The 22,386-nt window shown below is 72.2% G+C and carries 16 protein-coding genes; 10 read left to right on the top strand and 6 right to left on the bottom strand.

The window, feature by feature from the left end:
• The first annotated feature begins 4 nt into the window (after positions 1-4).
• A complete protein-coding gene (gene ispG / locus ACPXBU_RS29085; RefSeq protein ID WP_393373057.1) occupies positions 5-1,177 on the top strand; it encodes a flavodoxin-dependent (E)-4-hydroxy-3-methylbut-2-enyl-diphosphate synthase in 1,173 nt (390 codons plus the stop codon).
• Positions 1,178-1,274: 97 nt separating this feature from the next.
• On the opposite strand, the gene ACPXBU_RS29080 is transcribed toward ispG, so the two are convergent.
• Positions 1,275-1,856, bottom strand: coding sequence for a PadR family transcriptional regulator (locus ACPXBU_RS29080; protein ID WP_425760557.1), 582 nt, complete (start codon positions 1,854-1,856; stop codon positions 1,275-1,277).
• 134 nt (positions 1,857-1,990) lie between these two features.
• Here ACPXBU_RS29080 and ACPXBU_RS29075 point away from each other — a divergent pair, with 134 nt between their 5' ends.
• The gene (locus tag ACPXBU_RS29075; protein WP_425760555.1) at positions 1,991-3,331 is read left to right on the top strand and encodes an MFS transporter; all 1,341 of its coding nucleotides are present in this window, start codon (positions 1,991-1,993) and stop codon (positions 3,329-3,331) included.
• A complete protein-coding gene (locus ACPXBU_RS29070; RefSeq protein ID WP_393373065.1) occupies positions 3,261-4,100 on the top strand; it encodes a GNAT family N-acetyltransferase in 840 nt (279 codons plus the stop codon). Before ACPXBU_RS29075 ends, ACPXBU_RS29070 begins: the two co-directional genes overlap by 71 nt.
• A gap of 397 nt (positions 4,101-4,497) precedes the next feature.
• On the opposite strand, the gene ACPXBU_RS29065 is transcribed toward ACPXBU_RS29070, so the two are convergent.
• Entirely contained in the window at positions 4,498-5,061 is a 564-nt protein-coding gene (locus ACPXBU_RS29065; RefSeq protein ID WP_425760553.1) for a hypothetical protein, read from the bottom strand.
• A gap of 703 nt (positions 5,062-5,764) precedes the next feature.
• Between ACPXBU_RS29065 and ACPXBU_RS29060 the strand changes: the two genes are divergently transcribed.
• The gene (locus ACPXBU_RS29060) at positions 5,765-9,442 is read left to right on the top strand and encodes an ATP-binding cassette domain-containing protein (protein WP_425760551.1); all 3,678 of its coding nucleotides are present in this window, start codon (positions 5,765-5,767) and stop codon (positions 9,440-9,442) included.
• A gap of 47 nt (positions 9,443-9,489) precedes the next feature.
• Here the strand turns inward: ACPXBU_RS29060 and ACPXBU_RS29055 are convergent, their stop codons facing one another.
• The 4 genes from ACPXBU_RS29055 to ACPXBU_RS29040 form a co-directional block, all read right to left on the bottom strand.
• The gene (locus ACPXBU_RS29055) at positions 9,490-10,554 is read right to left on the bottom strand and encodes an NADH:flavin oxidoreductase/NADH oxidase (RefSeq protein ID WP_425760549.1); all 1,065 of its coding nucleotides are present in this window, start codon (positions 10,552-10,554) and stop codon (positions 9,490-9,492) included.
• Between the two features lie 70 nt (positions 10,555-10,624).
• Positions 10,625-11,929 (bottom strand): dicarboxylate/amino acid:cation symporter, encoded by a 1,305-nt coding sequence (locus ACPXBU_RS29050; protein WP_393375427.1) that lies wholly within the window; start codon positions 11,927-11,929, stop codon positions 10,625-10,627.
• A 201-nt stretch (positions 11,930-12,130) separates the two neighbouring features.
• The gene (locus ACPXBU_RS29045) at positions 12,131-12,805 is read right to left on the bottom strand and encodes a DUF998 domain-containing protein (RefSeq protein WP_425760547.1); all 675 of its coding nucleotides are present in this window, start codon (positions 12,803-12,805) and stop codon (positions 12,131-12,133) included.
• Positions 12,798-13,763, bottom strand: a complete 966-nt coding sequence (locus ACPXBU_RS29040) for a glutathione S-transferase family protein (RefSeq protein ID WP_393375175.1) — start codon at positions 13,761-13,763, stop codon at positions 12,798-12,800. The genes ACPXBU_RS29045 and ACPXBU_RS29040 overlap by 8 nt, the downstream gene beginning before the upstream one ends.
• 105 nt (positions 13,764-13,868) lie before the next feature.
• Between ACPXBU_RS29040 and pcaF the strand changes: the two genes are divergently transcribed.
• The 6 genes from pcaF to ACPXBU_RS29010 all read left to right on the top strand — a co-directional run bounded on the left by pcaF (position 13,869) and on the right by ACPXBU_RS29010 (position 22,283).
• Complete coding sequence (gene pcaF / locus ACPXBU_RS29035; RefSeq protein ID WP_425760544.1) at positions 13,869-15,074, top strand: 3-oxoadipyl-CoA thiolase; 1,206 nt, start codon at positions 13,869-13,871, stop codon at positions 15,072-15,074.
• A gap of 101 nt (positions 15,075-15,175) precedes the next feature.
• Complete coding sequence (locus ACPXBU_RS29030; protein ID WP_425760542.1) at positions 15,176-15,988, top strand: SAM-dependent methyltransferase; 813 nt, start codon at positions 15,176-15,178, stop codon at positions 15,986-15,988.
• A 5-nt stretch (positions 15,989-15,993) separates the two neighbouring features.
• The gene (locus ACPXBU_RS29025) at positions 15,994-18,144 is read left to right on the top strand and encodes a putative bifunctional diguanylate cyclase/phosphodiesterase (protein WP_425760540.1); all 2,151 of its coding nucleotides are present in this window, start codon (positions 15,994-15,996) and stop codon (positions 18,142-18,144) included.
• A 121-nt stretch (positions 18,145-18,265) separates the two neighbouring features.
• Positions 18,266-18,766 carry a DUF456 domain-containing protein gene (locus ACPXBU_RS29020; protein ID WP_393375184.1) on the top strand — a complete coding sequence of 167 codons (501 nt, stop codon included), beginning with the start codon at positions 18,266-18,268 and terminating at the stop codon, positions 18,764-18,766.
• Positions 18,767-19,203: 437 nt separating this feature from the next.
• Complete coding sequence (locus tag ACPXBU_RS29015) at positions 19,204-20,790, top strand: amino acid permease (RefSeq protein ID WP_393375187.1); 1,587 nt, start codon at positions 19,204-19,206, stop codon at positions 20,788-20,790.
• A 128-nt stretch (positions 20,791-20,918) separates the two neighbouring features.
• On the top strand, positions 20,919-22,283 hold the full coding sequence (locus tag ACPXBU_RS29010; protein WP_425760537.1) for a glutamine synthetase family protein: 1,365 nt from the start codon (positions 20,919-20,921) through the stop codon (positions 22,281-22,283).
• The last annotated feature ends 103 nt before the right edge of the window (positions 22,284-22,386 follow it).

Below are 22,386 nucleotides of genomic sequence, written 5' to 3'. Positions count from 1 at the left end.
TGAAGTGACAGCTATCAGTCTCGGTATGCCCGCTGTGCCGCCCCCGCCGCTCGCTCCCCGTCGGGCCAGCCGCCAGATCATGGTGGGTTCGGTGCCGGTCGGCGGCGGCGCGCCGGTGTCCGTGCAGTCGATGACCACGACCCTCACCTCCGACATCAACGCCACGCTCCAGCAGATCGCCGAGCTGACCGCGTCCGGCTGCCAGATCGTCCGGGTCGCCGTGCCCTCGCAGGACGACGTCGAGGCGCTGCCCGCGATCGCCAAGAAGTCCCAGATCCCGGTGATCGCCGACATCCACTTCCAGCCCAAGTACGTCTTCGCGGCGATCGACGCCGGCTGTGCGGCCGTCCGGGTCAACCCGGGCAACATCCGCCAGTTCGACGACAAGGTCAAGGAGATCGCTCGCGCCGCGGGCGCGGCGGGAGTGCCGATCCGGATCGGCGTCAACGCCGGCTCGCTGGACAAGCGCCTGCTGAGCAAGTACGGCAAGGCCACCGCAGAGGCGCTCGTCGAGTCGGCGCTGTGGGAGTGCTCGCTGTTCGAGGAGCACGGCTTCCGCGACATCAAGATCTCGGTCAAGCACAACGACCCGGTCGTGATGATCCGCGCGTACCGGCAGCTCGCCGAGCAGTGTGACTACCCGCTGCACCTGGGCGTCACCGAGGCCGGCCCGTCCTTCCAGGGCACCATCAAGTCGGCGGTCGCCTTCGGTGCCCTGCTCGCCGAGGGGATCGGCGACACCATCCGGGTGTCGCTGTCCGCCCCGCCGGTCGAGGAGATCAAGGTCGGCAACCAGATCCTGGAGTCGCTGGGTCTGCGCGAGCGTGGCCTGGAGATCGTCTCCTGCCCGTCCTGCGGACGCGCCCAGGTGGACGTCTACAAGCTCGCCGAGGAGGTCACCGCCGGTCTGGAAGGGCTGCCGGTGCCGCTGCGGGTCGCCGTGATGGGCTGCGTCGTCAACGGTCCGGGTGAGGCCCGCGAAGCCGACCTCGGCGTCGCCTCGGGCAACGGCAAGGGCCAGATCTTCGTCAAGGGCAAGGTCGTCAAGACGGTGCCCGAGGCGCAGATCGTGGAGACGCTCATCGAGGAGGCGCTGCGGATCGCCGACGAGATGGGCGCCGAGCTTCCCGAGGAACTGCGCGGGCTGATCAGCGGCCCGACCGTCACCGTGCACTGATCTCCACTGCCTGCGGAAAGCGGCCGCCTCCCCTCGGGGAGACGGCCGCTTTTCTCGCTTTTGGGTGGCGCTTGTCGTGCTTGTCGTGCGCTTCGGTTCACTCGGATTCGGCGAGGATCGCGTACAGCTTGCGCCGGGTCTCGTCGAGCACCTGGGCGGCCCGCTCGCGCTGGTCGTCGGTGCCGTTCATCATCACCTGACGCAGGGCGTTCATCGCCTGCGCACCGGAGTCGCGGATGTCGTGCCAACTGCTCACGGTGCCCTGGGCGACGTCCGCCCACGCCGGGGTCTGCGCGGCTTCGGTGGCCTCGGCCTGGCCGGCCTCGGTGACCGTGAACCGCTTCCGCCCGCCGCCGGACTCCTCCGTGCTGGCGACGATCACACCCTCGTCCTCCAGCAGTTGGAGAGTGGGGTAGATGGAGCCCGGACTCGGCCGCCACGCACCGCCGGTGCGGGAGTCGATCTCCTGGATCATCTCGTAGCCGTGCATCGGCCGCTCGGTGAGCAGGGCCAGCACGGCGGCTCGGACGTTGGGGCGTCGGCCCCGACCCCGGCCACGGCCTCGCCCGCCCCAGGGGCCGCCGTGTCCGTGCTCGTGCGGGCCGGGCGGGATCGGCGGGAAGCCGAATCCGCGCATCCGGGCCTCGTGCATCTGGTGGTGCTGTCGGTGGAACCGCATGGGGTTCTTCCTCTCTTCGTACTGTCGCTGATGCATCAACGATATATCGGCAACGCATCGGCGACAAGTCTTCAACGCGTCGGCGACAAGGCTTTAATTGCAAACCGTACGTACGTCTTGCTAGCGTCCCGGTCATGCGCCTGCTTCCCCCACCGGGCCCGGCCCGCGTCCTCACCATCGGCACCCTGGTCAAGACCGTCGGCCGAGGGCTCTGGCTCGTCGCGAGCGCGCTCTTCCTCACCCGCTCGGTCGGCCTGTCGGCGACCCAGGTGGGCATCGGTCTGACCATCTCGGCCCTCGTCGGCGTACTGGCCAGCACACCGAGCGGCTACCTGGCCGACCGCGTCGGCCCCCGCGGCGTGCAGGTCGGCGCACTGTTCGCCGCCGGCACCCTGACCACAGGTCTGATCGCCGTACGCTCGTTCCCCACGTTCGTGCTCGTCGGAGCCGCCACGGCGCTCGCCGACGCCATCGAGCGCGGCGCCCGGGGCGCGCTGATCGCCGGAGCGATCCCCGCAGACCAACGGGTACGCACCCGCGCCTACCTGCGGGCCACCACGAACGTCGGGATCTCCGTCGGCGCGGTCCTCGGCGGCTTCGCCATCGCCGCCGACACCCGAACCGGCTACGTCGCGCTGATCCTCACCGCCGCGGCGGCATCCCTGGCCGCGGCGACGATCTTCCTCCGCCTGCCCAGCGTCGCCCCGATCGCCGCCCCGACGCACGGCCCCCGACTGATCGCCCTGCGGGACCGCCCGTTCCTCGCCTTCACCCTCGTCGACGGGCTGATGTCCATGCACTTCAGCCTGCTCACCATCGCCCTGCCGCTGTGGATCGCCGGGCACACCAACGCGCCGATCTGGATGATCTCCGCGCTGACGCTTGTCAACACGGTGCTCGTGGTGCTCCTCCAGGTCCGCGCCGCGCGGAGCGCCACCACACTGCCCGGAGCCGCCCGCGCCGCCCGTCGCGCGGGCGTGGCCATCGCCCTGGCCTGCGTACTCTTCGCCGCCAGCGGCGCACTGCCCACCGTCGGCGCGGTGAGCCTGCTCGGCGTCGGGGCGATCGCCCACGTGACCGGCGAGCTGTGGCACTCCGCCGCCGGCTGGGGCATCTCCTTCGGGCTGGCGCCGGCCGACGCCCAGGGGCAGTACCAGGGGACGTACGGCATGGGTTACGAACTGGGCAAGATGCTCGCGCCGGTGGTGGTGACCACCCTCGCGCTCGGCTGGGGCGTACCGGGCTGGTTGGTGCTCGGTGCCCTGTTTCTCCTGCTCGGGGCACTGGTGCCCCCGGTCGTCAGGTGGGCCGGGCGGACCCGGCCGACAAGCGCGCCGGCCGAGCCGGTGCCGGCCTTGCCACTCGACCGGCGAAGCGGGGGGTCGATCTGGCAGGCTGGTAGGCGTGCTGACGGTGCCGGTACGCCAACTGGGGGAATCGGAGCGCCGCGCGGTCGAGCGTCTACTCGACCATGACCCGTTCGCGGGCGCGCAGGTCGCCGAGCGGATCGCCGCGCGCGGGCTGTCCTGGTGGCGGGCCGAGGGCAGAATCCTGGGGTACGGCGCGCGCCGCAACCTCGAATCACTGTGCTGGCTCGGCGGCAACCTCACGCCGGTGCTGGCGACCGACGCCGCGGTAGCCGCCTTCGCCGACCTCCTCGCCGGCGAGGAACGGCTCTGCTCCTCGATCGTCGGCCGAGCCGATGCGGTGCTCGGGCTGTGGGACCGCCTCTCCGACACGTGGGGGCCAGCGCGGGACGTCCGCCCCAACCAGCCACTGCTGGCCACCGACACCCTGCCACCCGTACCGGCCGACCCGGAGGTACGCCAGGTCCGCTCCGGCGAGGTCGATCGGCTCTTCCCCGCCGCGGTGGCCATGTACACCGAGGAGGTCGGCGTCTCCCCGCTGGCCGAGGACGCCGGACGCAGTTACCGCCGACGGGTCAACGACCTGGTCCGGGCCGGTCGGGCGTACGCCCGCTTCGTCGACGGCAAGGTCGTGTTCAAGGCCGAGCTGGCCGTCGTCACCAAGCGGACGGCGCAGGTCCAGGGCGTCTGGGTGGCACCCGAGTGGCGGGGTCGAGGAATCGCGACGGCCGCCATGGCAGCCGTGGTCCGCGACGCGCTGCTGCGGGTCGCCCCCACCGTCAGCCTGTACGTCAACGACTTCAACCTCCCAGCCCGCCGGGTCTACGAGCGCTGCGGCTTCCAGCCGATCGGCACCCTCGCCACGGTCCTCTTCTGACCGCTCCGCGCTTCGCCGGAGCGCCGCGCGCCGTGCCCGTGCGCCGTGCGCCGTGCGCCGTGCCCGTGCCCGTGCGCCGTGCGCCGTGCCCGTGCCCGTGCGCCGTGCGCCGTGCCCGCGCGCCGCGCATTACCGGAGATCTTGAACAGTTTCCGTTACGCCGTAACGCCGTAACGGAAACTGTCCAAGATCTCCTCGCAGTCGCCAATCGGGCGGGGGTAGTGCCGGGCAGCGGGCGCGTCGCCGTTCGTCATGCCGGCCAGACCCGGAAACGCCGCTGGCCGGCACCCCGAGTTACGGGGCGCCGGCCAGCGGTCGGTGTCATGTGGTCGTGCTGCGGTGCGGTCGTGCGGTGGTGCCGTGCGCGATGGTGCGGTGCGGTGGTGCCGTGCGGGGGTCAGCTGTTCCAGTGCTGGTTGACCAGGTCGGTGGCCTGCTGCTCCCACTGGGCGTACGCGTCGGGGTAGGCGGAGACCTGGACGGTCTGCGCGGCGTCGGTCAGTGCCATGTCCTGCCAGCCGTCAACCTGACGCAGGCCCTTGAGGAACGCGGTGGTGGAGTACTCCGGGTTGGTGATCTGCTCCGGCGTACCCCAACCCGAGCTGGGGCGCTGCTGGAACAGGCCCAGCGAGTCGTGGTCGTTGGCGTCGCCGAGGTGGCCCAGGTTGTCCAGCTTCGACTCCTGCAGGCTCGTCGCGATCGAGATGACCGCGGCGCGCTCGGGCAGGCCGGCCTTCTTCGTCGCGGCGATGATCGCCTTGACGTTGGCGGTCTGCTCATCGTTCAGGGTGATGTGCGACTGGTCGCCCTGCGGCTTCGGCGCAGTGGTCTGCACCGCGGCGGCGGCCGGCTTGGTGTCGACCGTGGTGGCGGCGTGGGCGGCGATCGGGCCGGCGAAGACACCACCGGCGAACGCGAGACCAGCAACGGACAGCACGCTCTTACGCATGATCGTGTTCATGGGGGTAGCTCCTTCGGGGGTAGGAAACACCCAGCGCCAGGGGGAAAGCGGCAGGGTGTGAGCACCTCGTCCGGCGCTGCACAAACGGAGAAAAGTCTTTGCGGGGCAAGCCCAGAGGCTCACGGCGCCCGGGGGCGGCGACCTGCAAGCGGGGGGGCGACTTACAAGCGGGGGCTTGTGGCGCCGGTCCATCTGTAACGACCGGGGGGCCGGGGTCATTCCGGGGGCGGCCCATCCCGTGGCACCCGATGGAGCGGGGTGCTCGGCGGAGTCTTCAACGATCGGGCCGGGGCCGGCATTCCGAACCCCTACCGGCGGCCCAACCCCGGCGAGCGGGGTGGCGGAGCCGGTGGTGCTGCGATCGTCAGGGTGTGTAACGACCCCGCCCCGGCCATCATTCCGGCCTGTCGGTGCGCCCGGTCACAGGCCAGACGGCCCCGAACCGGACAAACGACGCAACGGCCCGGTTCGCCCACGCCGGCACGCCGGACATCGGCCCCAGACCACCCCACCGGGCATGATCCGCTCGACTTCATGAAGATCGCGGTATCCGGGACGGGTTGACACCGCGACGTCACGGAAACCGAGGTGATGGTGCTGGCCCGGATGGTTGATGCCCTGCTCAGGGCCGGAAATTCGGTTGAATCTGGGCGTCCGCGCCACCAGGCTGAAGTCTCCGCCACCCCACATCCGGAGGACTTCCATGCGCCTGCTCCGTGATCTGTGGGGCACCTCGGCACGTCGGATGACGGTCGTGGCCGTCCTGATCGTGCTCGGCGCCGCCGGCCAGGCGGGCGCTTCGGCGCTGGCCGGCGCGGTGCTGGTGCACCGGTCGGCGGGCTTCTTCGCCGTGTTGGCCGCGGCGCTGGTCGCGGTGGTGCTCAGCGACCTCGCGGTGAGCCTGCTGATGGCCGGTCTGACCGCGGACTGGTCCGCCGACGTACGCCGCCGGCTCTGCCAGGTCGCTCTCGGGCAGGACCTGCCGACCCTGGAGACCACCCCGGTGGGTGAGCTGCTCGACCGGATCGACGGGGACGTCTACCAGGTGGCGTCGGGGATCCGTAACCAGGGCACCCGGCTCGCCCAGGGCCTCTGCGTCGGCCTGCTGTCGATGATCGTGGCGTTGGCCGTGTGGTGGCCGGCCGGGGTCGCGATGCTGCTGCTCACCGTGCTGCTCGCGGCCGGCCTGCGCGGGCCCACGGCGCGGATCGCCCCGGCCCGGATGCGCGAGGAGGAGGCGTGGTCCGACCTGGCCGCCGTGATGGAGGAGGCGGTGCACGGCCAGGACGACGTACGCACCAGCCTGGCCCGACCGTACGTGCTGCGGCTCTATGCCCGGCGGGCCGCCGCCGTGCTGTCCCGGGGCGGCCTGGTCTGGGTGTTGTCCGCCCGGGTTGCCTCGGCCGCCACCGCGACGATCCGGGCCGGCATCGGTGCGGTGGTGCTCGGCGGGGCGTGGGCGTTGACCACCGACCGGATCGACGCCGCCCGGCTCACCGCGATCTGGCTGCTCGCCCTGGCCTTCGGGGCCACCGCGGAACACGTCAGCCGGATGGTGCCGGAGATCCAGGAGGCGCTGGGCGCGTGGGCTCGGGTGCAGTTGCTGCACAAGGCCCGGCAGGAGCCCGTCGGCGGCGCCAGCCCGACCGAGGGTGACCTGCGCCTCCGCGACCTGACCTTCGAATACGAGGTGAGCGGCCCCGAGGGTGGCCGGGGGGCCGCGCTGCGCGGGCTCAGCCTCACCTTCGCGCGCGGACGCTCGTACGCGCTCATCGGGCGGACCGGTTCGGGCAAGTCGACGTTGGCGAAGGTGCTCACCAGGGCTGTCGACGTGCCGTCGGGCGCGGTCTTCCTCGGCGGCACCGACCTGTGCGACCTCGACGTCGAGCAGTTGCGCCGCTGGGTGGCACTGGTGCCGCAGCGTACCGAGATCCTGGCCGGCACTCTCGCGGAGAACGTCGCGCTCTACGACCCGGAGCTGCTCGACGCCGCGGCGAGGGCACTCGACGAGCTGGGCCTGGCGGGCTGGATCGCCGAGTTGCCGGACGGGTTGGACACCCGGCTGGGGGAGGGCGGGCACGTGCTCTCCGCAGGTCAGGAGCAGTTGGTGGCGTTCGCCCGGATCCTGGTCCGTGACCCGCATGTGGTGATCCTCGACGAGGCAACCGCGCGTCTGGACCCGGTCACCGAGGCGCGGGTGCAGCGGGCCACCGAACGACTGCTGCGCGACCGGATCGGCATCGTCATCGCCCACCGGCTCTCCTCCGTGCGCCGCTGCGACGAGGTGGTGGTGCTGGCCGACGGCGCGGTGGTCGAGGCCGGTCCACTGGAGACGTCGACGCGTTTCGCCGAACTGCTGGCGACCAGCCACGCCGCCGCGTACGCCGCGGTGGCGCCGACCGTCCGTGCCGGCGGCACCGACCTGCTGGTCGGTCCCGGCCCCGCCGACGACTGGCCGACCGCGCCGCCGCCCGCGCGGGCGGAACCGGTCGCGCCGAACGAGCAGGTCACCGCCTGGCCGAGTGCGCCGCCGCCCGCGCGGGCCGAACCGGTCGCGCCGAACGAGCAGGTCACCGCCTGGCCGAGTGCGCGGGTGCCCACGCGGGCCGAGCCGAATGGGCGGGCCACCGGGGAGACATCGCCCGACAGTACGCAGGGCACGGGGACGCCGACGCGGGCCGACCCGCCGCCGCTGCCACCCGTGCCGCCGGCCCGGACGCTGCGGGAGATCGTCCGGCTCTGCATCAACGATCCCCGGTACGGGCTTGCCGCGATCGGGTTGTTCCTCGGGCTCAGCCTGCTCGGCCTGGACGGCCCGGTGCTGCCCTGGCTCTGGGCCGACCTGGTCGACGGGACGGGCAACGCGTACCTGCCGGCGATCGGAATCGTGGCCGGACTGCTGATCACGCTGCCGCTGCCGTATTACACGCACGTCTGGTTCCCGCACTGGTGGGTACGGCAGATGCTGCGGATCGGCCTGCGCCTGGTGCACGGCCAGACCGGGCCGCGCCGGGTCAGCTCGCACACCCCGGCGGAGGTCGTGGCGCAGGGCGGTGACACCGAGCGGGTGGTCCAGCTCGCCGACAACGTGCTGGACCAGGCCGTCGCGCTGGTCCTGGTGGTCGCCATGACGGCGGTCACCGGCAGCGTCGTACCGGGGCTGTTCTTCCTCGGCACGATGGTCGTCTCCGGGCTGGCCGCGACGCTGTTCGGGCCGAAACTCGAACGTGCGGCACGGGCGACGGTGGCGGCGCGGGCCGCCTTCGCCACGGCGCTGGTCTCCGCGCTCTCCGGGGCGCGGACGGTGAAGCTCGCCGGCGCGACCACCGCGGTGCTGCGCCACCTGGCAAGCCTGGACGTGCTGCGCAGTGACCGGCAGCGGCGGGAGATCTCCGTGCAGGTGTGGGCGCGCTCCACGCCGTCGATGGCCAGCGGCCTGTTGCCGATCGGCGCGTGGGCGCTCTACCTGAGCGGCTCGCTCTCCGCCGGGGCGGTGCTGGTGGCCGTCTCCACGTTGGGCGCGGCGCGCTGGTTCGCCTGGACCACCGCCTCGTTGATCTCCCAGCTACCGTCGGCGCGGGTCTGGACGCGGCGCACCGTGGCGATGACCGGCGTGAGCGCGTACTCCGCGGGGGTTGCCGCGGTCGACCTGGCCGCCGGGACGGCGCCCGCGCCGACGCCCGCGCCGCGGCATCCGTTGCGACGGCTGGAGCTGCGCGGTTTCGGGGTGGTGCACTCCGACGGCACGGTGGCCGTCCGCAACGTGGACCTGACCGTGCGGCGGGGGCAGTTGGTGCTTGTCGTCGGGCCGGTGGGTTCGGGCAAGTCCTCGCTGCTGCGGGCGCTGGCCGGGATCGTGCACCACACCGGTGAGCTGGCCTGGAACGGCGACCCGGTCACCGAGCCGGAGCTGTTCCTGCGACCCAACCAGGTCGGCTACGTCGGTCAGCTGCCCCGGGTGCTGTCCGGCACTGTCGCCGACAACATCGCGCTCGGGCACCAGGTGGACGCCGCCGACGCGGTCAGCACCGCCCAGCTCGACCACGACCTGGCCGCCGCCGGCGGTGGGCTGGGTCTGCTCATCGGGCACAAGGGCACGAGGCTCTCCGGTGGGCAGTTGCAGCGGTTGGCGTTGGCTCGGGCGCTGGCGCCGCGTACCGAACTGTTGGTCGCCGACGACGTGTCGTCGGCGCTCGACGTCACCACCGAGCTGGCGTTGTGGCAGGCGTTGCGCGGACACGGGGTGACGGTGGTCGGCTCGACCGCGAAGCGCGCCGCGCTGGTCCGCGCCGACCACGTGGTGGTGCTGCTCGGTGGCACGGTGGCCGCCCAGGGCAGGTGGCAGGACCTGGAGGGCGACTGGTCGCACCTGGCGGGCTGACCCCCTCGGACGGCTGCCGGTCCCGGCAGCCGTCCGAGCGGCGGGGATCAGGCGCGGGCGTACTGCGGCGGCCCGGAGTAGACGACGCCGAGCTTGGCGGCGGCCCGGCGCGGCCAGTACGGGTCGCGCAGCAGCTCCCGGCCCAGCAGCACCAGGTCGGCCTCGCCGCCCGCGATGATCTGCTCGGCGTGCTCGGGCTCGACGATCAGGCCCACCGCGCCGGTGGGCACGCCCGCCTCGCGGCGGATCTGGGCGGCCAGCGGCACCTGGTAGCCGGGGCCGAGCGGGATGCGCTGGTCCGTGCTGACGCCACCGGAGGAGGTGTCGACCAGGTCGACGCCGACGCCGGCCAGCTCACCGGCGAGCACCACGCTGTCCTCGATCGTCCAGCCGCCCTCGACCCAGTCGGTGGCCGAGATGCGGGTCAGCACCGGCACGTCCTCGCCCACCGCGGCGCGTACCGCGCGGGCCACCTCCAGGGTGAGTCGCATCCGGGCGGTCCGGTCGCCGCCGTAGCCGTCGGTGCGCGTGTTGGTCAGCGGTGAGAGGAACTCGTTGAGCAGGTAACCGTGCGCGGCGTGGATCTCCACGGCGGCGAAGCCGGCGGCCAGCGCGCGTTCGGCTCCGGCCGCGAACGCCTCGACCACACCGGCGATGCCGGCCTCGTCGAGGGCGGTCGGCGTCCGGTAGCCGGCGGTGAACGGCTCCGCGCCGGGGGCGGTGGGCGTCCAGCCGCCCTCGGCGTCCGGCACGCCACCGCGCTCCGGCGCCCACGGCCGGTAGGTGGAGGCCTTGAACCCGGCGTGCGCGAGCTGCACGGCCGGCACCGCGCCGTGGGCGGCCACGAACGCGGTCACCGGCCGCCACGCGTCGACGTGCGCGCCGGACCACAGCCCGGTGTCCTGCGGGCTGATCCGCCCCTCGGGGAGCACCGCGGTCGCCTCGGTCAGCACCAGCCCGGCGCCACCCACCGCGCGGCTGCCGAGGTGGATCAGGTGCCAGTCGGTCGGCAGACCGTCCGGGCCGGCGGAGTACTGGCACATCGGCGCCATGGCGACCCGGTTGGGCAGGGTGACGGCACGCAGGGCCAGGGGAGTGAACAGGGAACTCATGGGGGTCATCCTCTCGAAGACGGCGACCGGCCCCTCCGGGGAGGGGCCGGTCGCCGTCGGTGTGCTCCGGTCAGGCGGGAACAGGAGTCAGCTCGTCGTGCCGATCCGGCCGGGGCTCGGTGGCCGGCTCCGGGTCGATCAGGTCGCGACGACCGGCGGACTCGTACGCGACCCGGTCGAGGGTGCCCTCGCGGGCGGCGACGACTGTCGGCACCAGGGCCTGCCCGGCCACGTTGGTGGCGGTGCGGATCATGTCCAGGATCGGGTCGATGGCCAGCAGCAGACCGGCGCCCGCCAGCGGTAGGCCCAGCGTGCTGAGGGTCAGGGTGAGCATCACGATCGCGCCGGTCAGGCCGGCGGTGGCCGCCGAGCCGACCACCGAGACGAACGCGATGAGCAGGTAGTCGGTGACGCCGAGGTGCACGCCGAACACCTGGGCCACGAAGATCGCGGCGAGGGCCGGGTAGATGGCGGCGCAACCGTCCATCTTCGTGGTGGCGCCGAAGGGCACCGCGAACGAGGCGTACTCGCGGGGGACGCCGAGCCGCTCGACGGAGCGCTGCGTCACCGGCATGGTGCCGACCGAGGAGCGCGACACGAAGGCCAGCTCGATCGCCGGCCAGGCGCCGGCGAAGAAGCGCAGCGGGTTGAGGCGGCCGGCGAGGATCAGCACCAGCGGGTAGACCACGAACAGCACGATGGCGCAGCCGACGTAGACGGCGGTGGTGAACTTCGCGAGGGGGGCCAGCAGGTCCCAGCCGTACGAGGCGACGGCGTTGCCGATCAGACCGAGGGTGCCGATCGGGGCGAGGCGGATGACCCACCAGAGCGCCTTCTGGACGATCTCCAGCAGGGAGCGGTTCAACGCGACGAACGGTTCGGCGGCGTCGCCGACCAGCAGGGCCGCGGCACCGACGACGAGGGCGAGGAAGACGATCTGCAGGACGTTGCCCTCGACGAACGCGCCGACCGGGTTGGTGGGCACGATGCCGGTGAGGAAGTCGGTCCACGAGCCGGTGTTCTTCGGCGGTGTCGCGCCACCCACGTCGAGGGACACGCCCTTGCCCGGGTTGGTGAGCAGGCCGATGCCGATGCCGATGCTCACCGCGATCAGCGCGGTGATGCCGAACCACATCAGGGTCTTGAGGGCGAGCCGGGCGGCGTTGGCCACGCCGCGCAGGCTGACGACGCTGACCACGATGGCGGTGAAGACCAGCGGCGGTACGGCCAGCTTGAGGAGCTGGATGAAGAGGCCACCGACGGTGTGCAGGGTGCTGGTCAGCCAGCTCAGGTCGTTGGCGCGGGCCAGGAAGCCCAGCGCGACGCCGAGCACGAGGCCGAGCAGGATCTGCACGGAGAAGGGAATCTTGCGCAGGCTGAAGGGCATGAGGAATCTATCCAATTGTCCGGGTCTGATCGGGGCAGGCGTGGAAGCGCAGCTAGCCCGGACAGATGCCGCTGGCCTGCAGTCGGAGATCGACATACAGGCGGACGGTGAGGCCCCAGACATTTGTCATCGCTAGGCGAGAATACGCCGCTGGCCGGGTATCGCAAGGAGCGGTCGGCGTGAGGATCCTTACTGGGAGCGTGCCTGCCCGCGGTCCAGGGCCAGGGTGGTGGCGGTGGCGAGACCCCAGGCCACGAGCAGCACGAGGACCACCCGTTCCAGCACGCCCACCACCGCGCCCCGGCCGACGACGAGCATGCACAGCCCGACCGTCGCGCAGAGTGGCAGGGCCAGCGCGGCGCTCCCACCGGCCAGGCGACGCACCGCCGTGCCGACCGACCCGGACACGGCGAGCGCGAGCATGGCGAAGACCACCGACGCGGTGGCCGCGATGCTCGCGCCGCCGTGCACCAGATCCGCGGTCGTGGCGCGCTCGAACGGCGGCAGTGGGCAGCCGGTGGAGCAGGTCACCGCGCCGGAGACCGCCGCGAACACGGCGCCGGTGGCGAGCAGCGCCGGCGCCGCCGACCACACCCCGGGAGGCAGCGCGGCGCCGATCAACAGCAATGCGGCGGCCAGGGCGAGGACTCCGATCCGGTACGTCGCGGCGTGTCCACTGCCGGCGATGCCGGCCTCGCTGACGTACCCGGTGAGACCGGGACCGGGACCGGCGACCACGGCGACCGTCACCGCCACCGCGCCCGCGAGCGCGCAACCCGCCGCGGCGGAACCGGCGGCCCGGCGGGCGACGTCCGCACCGGACCTCGGCGCGGTCGTGGTGCCGGGACGACCCGGCTCAGCCACGCCCGTGTGGCGTGTGCCAACCGGACTCGTCCGGCCCGAGTGGCACGATGCCGCTCGGGTTGATCTGCCGGTGGGTGCCGTAGTAGTGCCGCTTGATGTGGTCGAAGTCCACCGTCTCGCCGAAGCCCGGGGTCTGGAAGAGATCCCGGGCGTACGCCCACAGGACCGGCATCTCGGTCAGCTTGCTGCGGTTGCACTTGAAGTGGCCGTGGTAGGCGGCGTCGAAGCGGACAAGCGTGGTGAACAGCCGCACATCGGCCTCGGTGATCGCGTCACCCATCAGGTAGCGCTGCCCGGCCAGCCGCTCGGACAGCGCGTCCAGCCGGGCGAAGAGCGCCCGGAACGCCTCGTCGTACGCCTCCTGGGAGGTGGCGAACCCGCACCGGTAGACGCCGTTGTTGACGTCCGCGTGGATCTCGGCCATCAACGCGTCCAGCTCGGGGCGCAGCGCGACCGGATACAGATCCGGCGCGTCGGGCGCGTGCAGGGACCGCCACTCGGTGGAGAAGTCGAGGGTGAGCTGCGGATAGTCGTTGGTGACCACCCGGCCGGTGAGCGTGTCGACGAGCGCCGGCACGGTCACCCGGCCGGTGTAGTCCGGGTCGGTGGCCAGGTACGCCTCGGAGAGGAACCCGACGCCGAGGACCGGGTCGAAGCCGTCCGGGTCGAGGGCGAACGCCCAGCCCCGCTCGTCACGGATCGGGTCGACGGTGCCCAGCGAGATCGCGTCGTCCAACCCGAGCAGGCCGCGCACGATCCTCGCCCGGTGCGCCCACGGGCAGGCCCGGCACCAGATCAACCGGTAGCGGCCGGCCTCCAGGGGCCAGCGGTCCTGCTCGTCCGGACCGCCGCCGGGCGGGGAGGTCGAGTCGGCGGTGACCCGCCCGGTGAAGCGGTTGGGCTGGCGGACGAACGCGCCGCCGCCACTGGTCTCTGCGCTGAACTGGGCCCGAGCCATGCCGTCAACCTATCCGTTGCCGGCGCGGATATCCTGGCGGCCGGCAGCCCCCGCGACCCGGTGGGCGTGCCCACCCCCCGCCGTCTGCACCCCGAAGGACTCGCGATGACCGTGGCATACCTGGTGGCCGGTGTCCGCACCCCGATCGGCCGGTACGCGGGCGCGCTGGCCGCCGTCCGCCCCGACGACCTGGCCGCGTACGTGATCCGTGAACTGGTCGCCCGCCACCCGTCGGTGGACTGGGCGCGGGTGGACGACGTCGTGCTCGGCTGCGCCAACCAGGCCGGCGAGGACAACCGCAACGTGGCCCGGATGGCGGCGCTGCTGGCCGGCCTGCCCGAGGAGGTGCCGGGCAGCACTGTCAACCGGCTCTGCGGCTCGGGCCTGGACGCCCTCGCCATCGCCGCCCGAGCCGTCGTGTCCGGGGACGCGGAGCTGATGATCGCCGGTGGGGTGGAGAGCATGAGCCGGGCGCCGTTCGTCATGCCGAAGGCGACGTCGGCGTACTCCCGCTCGGCCGAGGTGTACGACACCACACTGGGCTGGCGGCTGGTCAACCCGTTGATGCGCGACGGGTGGGGCGTCGACTCGATGCCGGAGACGGCGGAGAACGTGGCCGCCGAGTACGGCGTGAGCCGGGCCGAGCAGGACGCCTTCGCGTACCGCTCCCAGCAGCGCGCCGCCAAGGCGCAGGCCGACGGCCGGTTCGCCGAGGAGATCGTGGCGGTGTCCGTGCCGGCCGGCCGGCGCGAGACCCGGCTGGTCGAGGTCGACGAGCACCCCCGGGAGACCACGCTGGAGAAGCTGGCCGGGCTGCCCACCCCGTTCCGCGACGGCGGCACGGTCACCGCCGGCAACTCCTCGGGCGTCAACGACGGCGCGGTCGCGCTGCTGGTGGCCAGCGAGGCGGCGGTGCACCGGTACGGCCTCACCCCGCTGGCCCGCATCGGCGGTGCGGCGGTGGCCGGCGTGCCGCCCCGGATCATGGGAATCGGCCCGGTGCCGGCCACCCGCAAGCTGCTCGACCGGGTGGGCGTCGAGGTGGGCGCGGTGGACGTGGTGGAGCTGAACGAGGCGTTCGCCGCGCAGTCCGTGGCGGTGTTGCGGGAGCTGGGCCTGCCCGTGGATGCCGAGCACGTCAACCCGAACGGCGGGGCCATCGCGCTGGGGCACCCGCTCGGCGCGAGCGGCGCGCGGCTGGCGCTGACGGCCGCCCTGGAGCTGCGCCGTCGCGGCGGCCGCCGGGCGTTGGCCACCATGTGCATCGGCGTCGGTCAAGGCATCTCGCTGATCCTGGAGTCAGCCGCCTAGAGTGGTGCACACCACACGACCCGCGGGTCGGCCGGTGCTCGCGAACGCCCGTCGACGCCGGTGCCGTCCCGCGCCGCGGCGATGAACTGGGGAGCACGCTGATGCCGGACGGACTGCCGACCGAGATCGATCTGACCAGGCCGAGCGCGGCCCGGGTGTACGACTATTTCCTGGGCGGGGCGCACAACTTCGAGATCGACAGGCAACTGGCCGAGCAGATCGCCAGCATGACCCCGAACCTCGCCGCCACCATGCGGTCCGGCCGGGAGTTCCTGCGGCGGGCCGTCCGGGTGCTCCTCGACGCCGGTATCGACCAGTTCCTCGACATCGGCTCCGGAATACCCACTGTCGGCAACGTGCACGAGGTGGCCCAGGCGGTCAACCCGAAGGCCCGCGTGGTCTACGTCGACATCGACCCGGTGGCGGTCGCCCACAGCCGGGAGTTGCTCGCCGGCAACGAGTTGACAGGTGTCATCCACGCCGACCTGCGCGAGCCGGAGCGGATCCTCGCCGCGACCCGGCAGCTCGGGCTCATCGACTTCAGCCGGCCGATGGGCATCCTGCTGGCCGGGGTGGTGCACTTCATCCCGGACCGCGACCGGCCCGAGGAGATCCTGACCACCCTGCGGGCCGTCGCCGCGCCGGGCAGCTTCCTGGTCGTCTCGCACTCCACCTTCGAGGACCAGCCACAGGAAATGCTGGACGCCCAGCGGCTCTCCGCACGGACCGACACCGAGATCACCCTGCGCTCCCGTGCGCAGGTCACCGGCTTCTTCGGCGACTGGACGGTCCTCGAACCGGGCGTGGTGCACATGCCGCTCTGGCGTCCGGACTCACCGTCGGACGTGGACGAGCACCCGGAACGGTTCGGCGCCTTCGGTGGCGTCGCCCGGTACGACCAGCCCGCCGGCTGATCGACATGACCGCCGTCCCGGACTCCGTCGGCCGGGCCGATGCCCAGGGGTACGCCGCCGACTGGGCCCGCGCGATCCGCCGCCTCGGTTTCGTGCCGCTCAGCGTGACCGAGACCGAGCGGCTGCTGCTGGCGCACACGAACCGGTTGGCGCAGGCGGTGCGGGCGGAACCGTTCCGTGTCGAACCGGCGGAGGAGGTCGGTCGGGCGCTTGTCGAGGCGCACCTCACCGCGCCGCAGGCCCTGGACTGGACGCTGCGCGCCCTCGGTACGGACTTCCCGGGCCGGGTGCTCTCCACCGTCGATGAGCCGGCGGACCTGACCGAGCGGATCGCGGCGCTGCAGGGCGGGCTGGCCGCCGGGTTCGCCCGCGCGCTGCGCGACCGCACGTTCAGCCAGCAGGAGCAGATCGCCAGGTCCGCCTGGCAGGCACGGGACCGGGTCGAGCAGGCACTGCGCGACAGTGAGGCCCGCTTCCGGGCGGTCTTCACCGGGGCCGCGATCGGCATCGGCATCGCCGGCGTGGACGGTCAGATCATCGACGTCAACCAGGCGTTCGCCGACATGCTCGGCTACTCGATCGAGGAGTTGCGCGGCAGCAACGTGGCGGCGCTGTTCCACGCCGACGACGCCGCCGGGATGTGGGAGCTCTACCAGGAGCTGATCGACGGCAAGCAGGACGCCGCCCGGGTGGAGAAGCGCTACCACCGCAAGGACGGCAGCGTCGTCTGGACGGATCTGGCCGTCTCGCTGATCCGGCACGGCGACGGGCGACCCCGGTTCACCGTCGCGATGATCGAGGACATCACCCAGCGGTACGAACTCCAGCAGCGGCTGCGTTTCCAGGCGCTGCACGACCCGCTGACCGGGCTGCCCAACCGGACGTTGTTCTTCGAGACGCTGGGCCGGGTCCTCGACGGCGCGGGCACCGGGCAGCGGGTCGGGGTGTGCTTCCTCGACCTGGACGGCTTCAAGGCGATCAACGACAGCCTCGGCCACGACCTCGGCGACCGGCTGCTGGTGATGATCGGCCGCAGGCTGGCCGCGTGCGTGGCCGACCACGGCCACCTGGTCGCCCGGATGGGTGGCGACGAGTTCGTGATCCTGGTCGACGGCGGGGACGACATCGACGACGCGGTGGCCGTCGCGGAGTCCGCGTTGGCCGCCGTCGCGGCCCCGGTGCACGTCGGTGACCACCAGTTGGCCGTGACGGCCAGCGTGGGCATCGTGCAGTGCCCGGCGGCGGAGACCACCCCGTCCGAGCTGATGAAGGCGGCGGACACCACGCTCTACTGGGCCAAGGGGGCGGGCCGGGGCCGCTGGGCGGTCTACGACCCGGAGCGCAGCGCCCGGGACATCGCCCGGTCGGCACTTGTCGCCGGGCTGCCGGCCGCACTGGACCGGGGCGAGTTCGTGCTGCACTACCAGCCGATCGTGTCGCTGCTGGAGGGCACGATGCTCGCGGTGGAGGCGTTGGTCCGGTGGGAGCACCCGGAGTTGGGCCTGCTCGGGCCGGACGGGTTCATCGGCCTGGCCGAGGAGACCGGCCTGATCGTCCGGCTCGGCGAGTGGGTGCTGCGGCGGGCCTGTCAGGACGCCGAGCGGTGGCGGCGGGAGTTCCCCGACGCCCGGCTGGTGGTCAGCGTCAACCTGGCGGCGCGGCAGGCCGACGACCCGGCGATCGTGGACACGGTGGCCGACGTGCTGCACACCAGCGGCCTGCCCGCCGACCTGCTCCAGTTGGAGCTGACCGAGAGCGCCGTGATGGGCAGCGCCGGTGAGCCGCTGCGCAGCCTGCATCGGCTCGCCGCGCTCGGCGTCCGGCTGGCCGTGGACGACTTCGGCACCGGTTACTCGAACCTCGCGTACCTGCGGCGGTTGCCGATCCACTCGCTGAAGCTCGCCGGCCCGTTCGTGGAGGGGATCCGCGCCGACGGGACCGACGTCGCGGCCGACCACCGCGACGAACGGATCGTCGATGCGTTGGTCCGGTTGGCGCACGCCCTGGAGCTGTGGGTCACCGCCGAGGCGGTCGAGACCGGCGTGCAGGCCGAACGGCTGCGGGCGCTACGGTGCGACACCGGGCAGGGCCGGTACTTCGGCGCCCCGGTCCCGGCCGACGCGATCACCGCGCGGCTGCGGGGCGGGGCGGCGTGAGCGGGGATCGGGTTGCCGGCGGCCGGCGCGGGCGCGCCACGGTGGACCGCCCGCAGGACGGCGTGCGCGAGGGGTCCCCACGGTCCGGTTGGCTCGGTTGGCGGCGATGGAGGGTGACGGCGTGGACCTGACGGATTCGCAGACGGCGGTGACAGTGGTGGCCGGGCTGGCCATCCTGGCCGGACTGGCCGGCGTGGTGGTGCCGGGTCTGCCGGCGTTGCCACTGTGCTGGGGCGGCGTGCTGGTCTGGGCGATCTTCGGCGGCGCCGGGGTGGGTGGTTGGGCGGTGTTCGCGGCCGCCACTGTCGTCGCGGCGGGCGGCACCGTGATCAAGTACGCGTGGCCGGGCCGCAACCTGAAGAACACCGGCGTGCCGATGTCCACCCTGCTCGCCGGCGGGGTGCTCGGCGTCATCGGGTTCTTCGTGGTGCCGGTCGTCGGGCTGGTGCTCGGCTTCGTCGCCGGGGTGTGGGCGGCGGAGCGGCTGCGGCTGGGCAGCAACCGGCTCGCCTGGCCGTCCACGGTGCAGGCCCTCAAGGCGGTCGGCCTGTCGATGCTCGTGGAGTTCCTGGCCGGTCTGACCGTCGCGGCCCTCTGGGTGACCGGCCTCCTCCTGACCTGACCCCCAAACTCCCAGACCCGCCCCTCTCCTCCGCGATCTTGCACTTTCTGCCGCGATATATGGGGCATACCCGCAGAAATCGACGACAGAAACTGCAAGATCGACGCGCGCGGGGCGGGCGGGCGCGCGCGCCGGGGCGCGCGCGGGGCGGGCGGGCGCGCGCCGGGGCGGGCGCGGGGCACTTTTTTGGGTACGGCGATGAGCCGTACGTGAGAGAGAGGCGTGCCCCGCGCCGTGGTCCGGGCGGTCCGAGCGCCCGGGAGCGGCCCCTGGATCGGGCCTGGTCACGGGGTCAAGGATGCGGGTCGGAGCGGCCGGCCGGCAACGCAATTAGCCCTCCGGCGGAGAGTTTCCCACCCGCGACGTATTGACCGTCTTGATCAGCCGGGACGACACTTTGCGCACTCGCACGCGGAACCACCTCAGGGAGGTGTGCAGTGGCCACGACGCCCGTGCCGACCGCCGAGCAACCGATGGACGACGACGCCCGACGGCTCGCCGAACTCGGCTACAAACAGGAGTTGCGCCGCAAGTGGAGCGGCTTCTCCAACTTCGCCATCTCGTTCTCGATCATCTCGATCCTGGCCGGCTGCTTCACCACCTTCGGCCAGGCGTGGAACAACGGCGGGCCGGTCGCCATCTCCTGGGGCTGGCCGCTGATCTCGCTGTTCATCCTGATCATCGGCTTCTGCATGGCGGAGCTGGTGTCGGCGTACCCGACCGCGGGCGGGATCTACTGGTGGGCGGCCACCATGGGTCGCCCGGTGCACGGCTGGTTCACCGGCTGGTTGAACCTGATCGGTCTGGTGGCGGTCACCGCCTCGGTCGACTACGGCTGCGCGACGTTTCTCAACCTCACCCTGTCGGCGCTCTTCGACGGCTGGGCCGGGACGCTGCGACAGGCGTTCGTGCTCTTCGTGATCATCCTGATCCTGCACGGCCTGATCAACATCTTCGGGCACCGGATCATCGACGTACTCCAGAACGTCTCGGTCTGGTGGCACGTGGCCGGCGCGGCCGTCGTGGTGGCCATCCTGGTCCTCGTGCCCGACAACCACCAGAGCTTCCAGTTCGTGTTCACCGAGCGGTTCAACAACTCCGGCTTCGGTGACGGGGACATCGGCGGACTGACGTTCTGGTTCTACGTGCTGCCGCTGGGCTTCCTGCTGACCCAGTACACGATCACCGGCTTCGACGCCTGCGCGCACGTCTCCGAGGAGACCCGGGGCGCGTCGCAGGCCGCCGCGCGGGGGCTCTGGCAGTCGATCTTCTATTCGGCGGTCGGCGGTTGGATCCTGCTGCTGGCGTTCCTCTTCGCGGCCACCGACGTCGAGGCGGTCAACGCGGCGGGCGGGTTCTCCGGCGCCATCTTCGAGTCGGCGCTGACCCCGGTCTTCTTCAAGATCGTCATCATCATCTCCACGATCGGCCAGTTCTTCTGCGGCATGAGCTGCGTGACGTCGATGAGCCGCATGGCGTACGCGTTCAGCCGGGACCGGGCGGTGCCGGGCTGGCGGCTCTGGTCGACAGTCGACCGCAACGGCACCCCGGTCAACGCGATCATCGGCGCCACGGTGGCCGGCCTGGTGCTGACCCTGCCGGCGCTCTACGAAAGCTCGGCCGGCATCCCGATCGCCTTCTACGCGGTGGTCTCCGTGGCGGTGCTCGGGCTGTACCTGTCCTTCCTCATCCCGATCGCGTTGCGACTGCGGATGGGCGACCGGTTCGTGCCCGGCCCGTGGACGCTGGGGCGGAAGTACAGGCTGCTGGGCTGGATCGCGGTGATCGAGATCGCGGTCATCGCCGTCTACTTCGTGTTGCCGATCGTCCCCGCCGGGGTGCCCGGCAACGACGGCTTCACCTGGTCGGCCGTGAACTACGCGCCACTCGCCGTCGGCGGGGTGCTGCTCGTGGTCGCCGTCTGGTGGTACGCCTCGGCCCGCAGGTGGTTCACCGGCCCGGTCCGTACCGTCGAGGAGTCGGCGGGGGTGACCGACCCGGCGCCGGCCGACGACCCGGTCTGACCGGCCACCGGGCGGGACGGACGGCGCCGTCCGTCCCGCCCGGTGGCCGTCGGGTTTGCCGCGGGTGCCGCCGGGGGCATTGACGGTGATCCGGTTTGCCAGTAGACCTTGGTGATGGAGGCCCGCGCATGACGAAAGCTCCGTTCACGCTTGAACAACTGCGGGTCGCTGTCGCCGACGGTGAGATCGACACGGTGGTGCTGGCCCTTGTCGACATGCAGGGTCGGTTGCAGGGCAAACGGTTCCACGCGCCCTTCTTCCTCGACCAGGTGGTCGCCAACGGCAGCGAGGGCTGCAACTATCTGCTCGCCGTCGACGTCGACATGAACACCGTCGACGGGTACGCGATGTCGAGCTGGGAACGCGGCTACGGTGACTTCGCGATGGTGCCGGACTTCGCCACGTTGCGCCGGATGCCCTGGCAGTCGGGCTCCGCGTTGCTGCTGGCCGACCTGGCCTGGCTCGACGGCTCCGGAGACGTGGTCGCCTCGCCCCGGCAGATCCTGCGACGGCAACTGGACCGGCTGGCCGAGCACGGGCTGACCGCGTACGCCGGCACCGAGCTGGAGTTCGTGCTGTTCCGCGACTCGTACGAGGATGCCTGGCGGCGCGGCTACCGCGACCTCACCCCGGCAAACCAGTACAACGTGGACTACTCGCTGCTCGGCACCGCCCGGGTGGAGCCGCTGCTGCGCCGGATCCGCACCGAGATGGCCGGCGCCGGGCTCACGCCGGAGAGCGCCAAGGGCGAGTGCAACCTCGGCCAGCACGAGATCGCCTTCCGCTACGACGAGGCGGTCGCCTGCGCCGACCACCACGTCATCTACAAGAACGGGGCCAAGGAGATCGCCGCCCAGGAGGGGATGGCGATCACCTTCATGGCCAAGCCGAACGAGCGGGAGGGCAACTCCTGCCACATCCACTTCTCGTTGCGCGACAGCTTCGGTGACTCGGCGATGCTCGGCGACGGGCCGGCGCACCTGTCACCGACCGGGCAGCGCGTGCTCGCCGGGCTGCTCGCCACCATGCGGGAGTTCAGCCTGCTGTTCGCCCCCAACATCAACTCCTACAAGCGCTACCAACCCGGCTCGTTCGCCCCGACCGCGCTGCGCTGGGGCGTGGACAACCGCACCTGCGCGCTGCGGGTCGTCGGGCACGGGCAGGGCATGCGGGTGGAGAACCGGGTGCCCGGCGCCGACGTCAACCCGTACCTGGCGATCGCCGGGCTGGTGGCGGGCGCGCTGCACGGCATCGACGGCGAGCTGGAGCTGGGCGCGGAGTGCACCGGCAACGCGTACGACGACCCGGAGGCCGAGCGCGTCCCCGGCACCCTGCGCGACGCCCTGACCCTGTGGGAGAACTCCACGGTGGCCCAGGAGGCGTTCGGCCCCGAGGTGGTAGCCCACTACGCCAACCAGGCGAGGGTAGAACTGGCCGCGTTCGACGCGGCGGTGACGGACTGGGAGCTGACCCGTGGCTTCGAACGCCTCTGACCCGCAGCCCCCCGCCGCCGCCACGATCTTGCACTGTGTGTCGCCGTTCTGTGGTGAATCGTCGCTGATGTCGGGGCAGTAAGTGCAAGATCGCGTGGAGGAA

This window comes from Micromonospora sp. DT231 (assembly GCF_049847025.1).
Taxonomy (GTDB): Bacteria; Actinomycetota; Actinomycetes; order Mycobacteriales; family Micromonosporaceae; genus Micromonospora.
This window is presented reverse-complemented; position numbering and strand designations above follow the sequence as displayed.

Coding starts and splice junctions, on each gene's coding strand:
- ACPXBU_RS29065 (WP_425760553.1), bottom strand. CDS start 5,061: ATGAACACGATCATGCGTAAGAGCGTGCTGTCCGTTGCTGGTCTCGCG.
- pcaF (WP_425760544.1), top strand. CDS start 13,869: ATGACCGTGGCATACCTGGTGGCCGGTGTCCGCACCCCGATCGGCCGG.
- ACPXBU_RS29040 (WP_393375175.1), bottom strand. CDS start 13,763: ATGGCTCGGGCCCAGTTCAGCGCAGAGACCAGTGGCGGCGGCGCGTTC.
- ACPXBU_RS29080 (WP_425760557.1), bottom strand. CDS start 1,856: ATGCGGTTCCACCGACAGCACCACCAGATGCACGAGGCCCGGATGCGC.
- ACPXBU_RS29025 (WP_425760540.1), top strand. CDS start 15,994: ATGACCGCCGTCCCGGACTCCGTCGGCCGGGCCGATGCCCAGGGGTAC.
- ACPXBU_RS29030 (WP_425760542.1), top strand. CDS start 15,176: ATGCCGGACGGACTGCCGACCGAGATCGATCTGACCAGGCCGAGCGCG.
- ACPXBU_RS29075 (WP_425760555.1), top strand. CDS start 1,991: ATGCGCCTGCTTCCCCCACCGGGCCCGGCCCGCGTCCTCACCATCGGC.
- ACPXBU_RS29055 (WP_425760549.1), bottom strand. CDS start 10,554: ATGAGTTCCCTGTTCACTCCCCTGGCCCTGCGTGCCGTCACCCTGCCC.
- ACPXBU_RS29010 (WP_425760537.1), top strand. CDS start 20,919: ATGACGAAAGCTCCGTTCACGCTTGAACAACTGCGGGTCGCTGTCGCC.
- ACPXBU_RS29060 (WP_425760551.1), top strand. CDS start 5,765: ATGCGCCTGCTCCGTGATCTGTGGGGCACCTCGGCACGTCGGATGACG.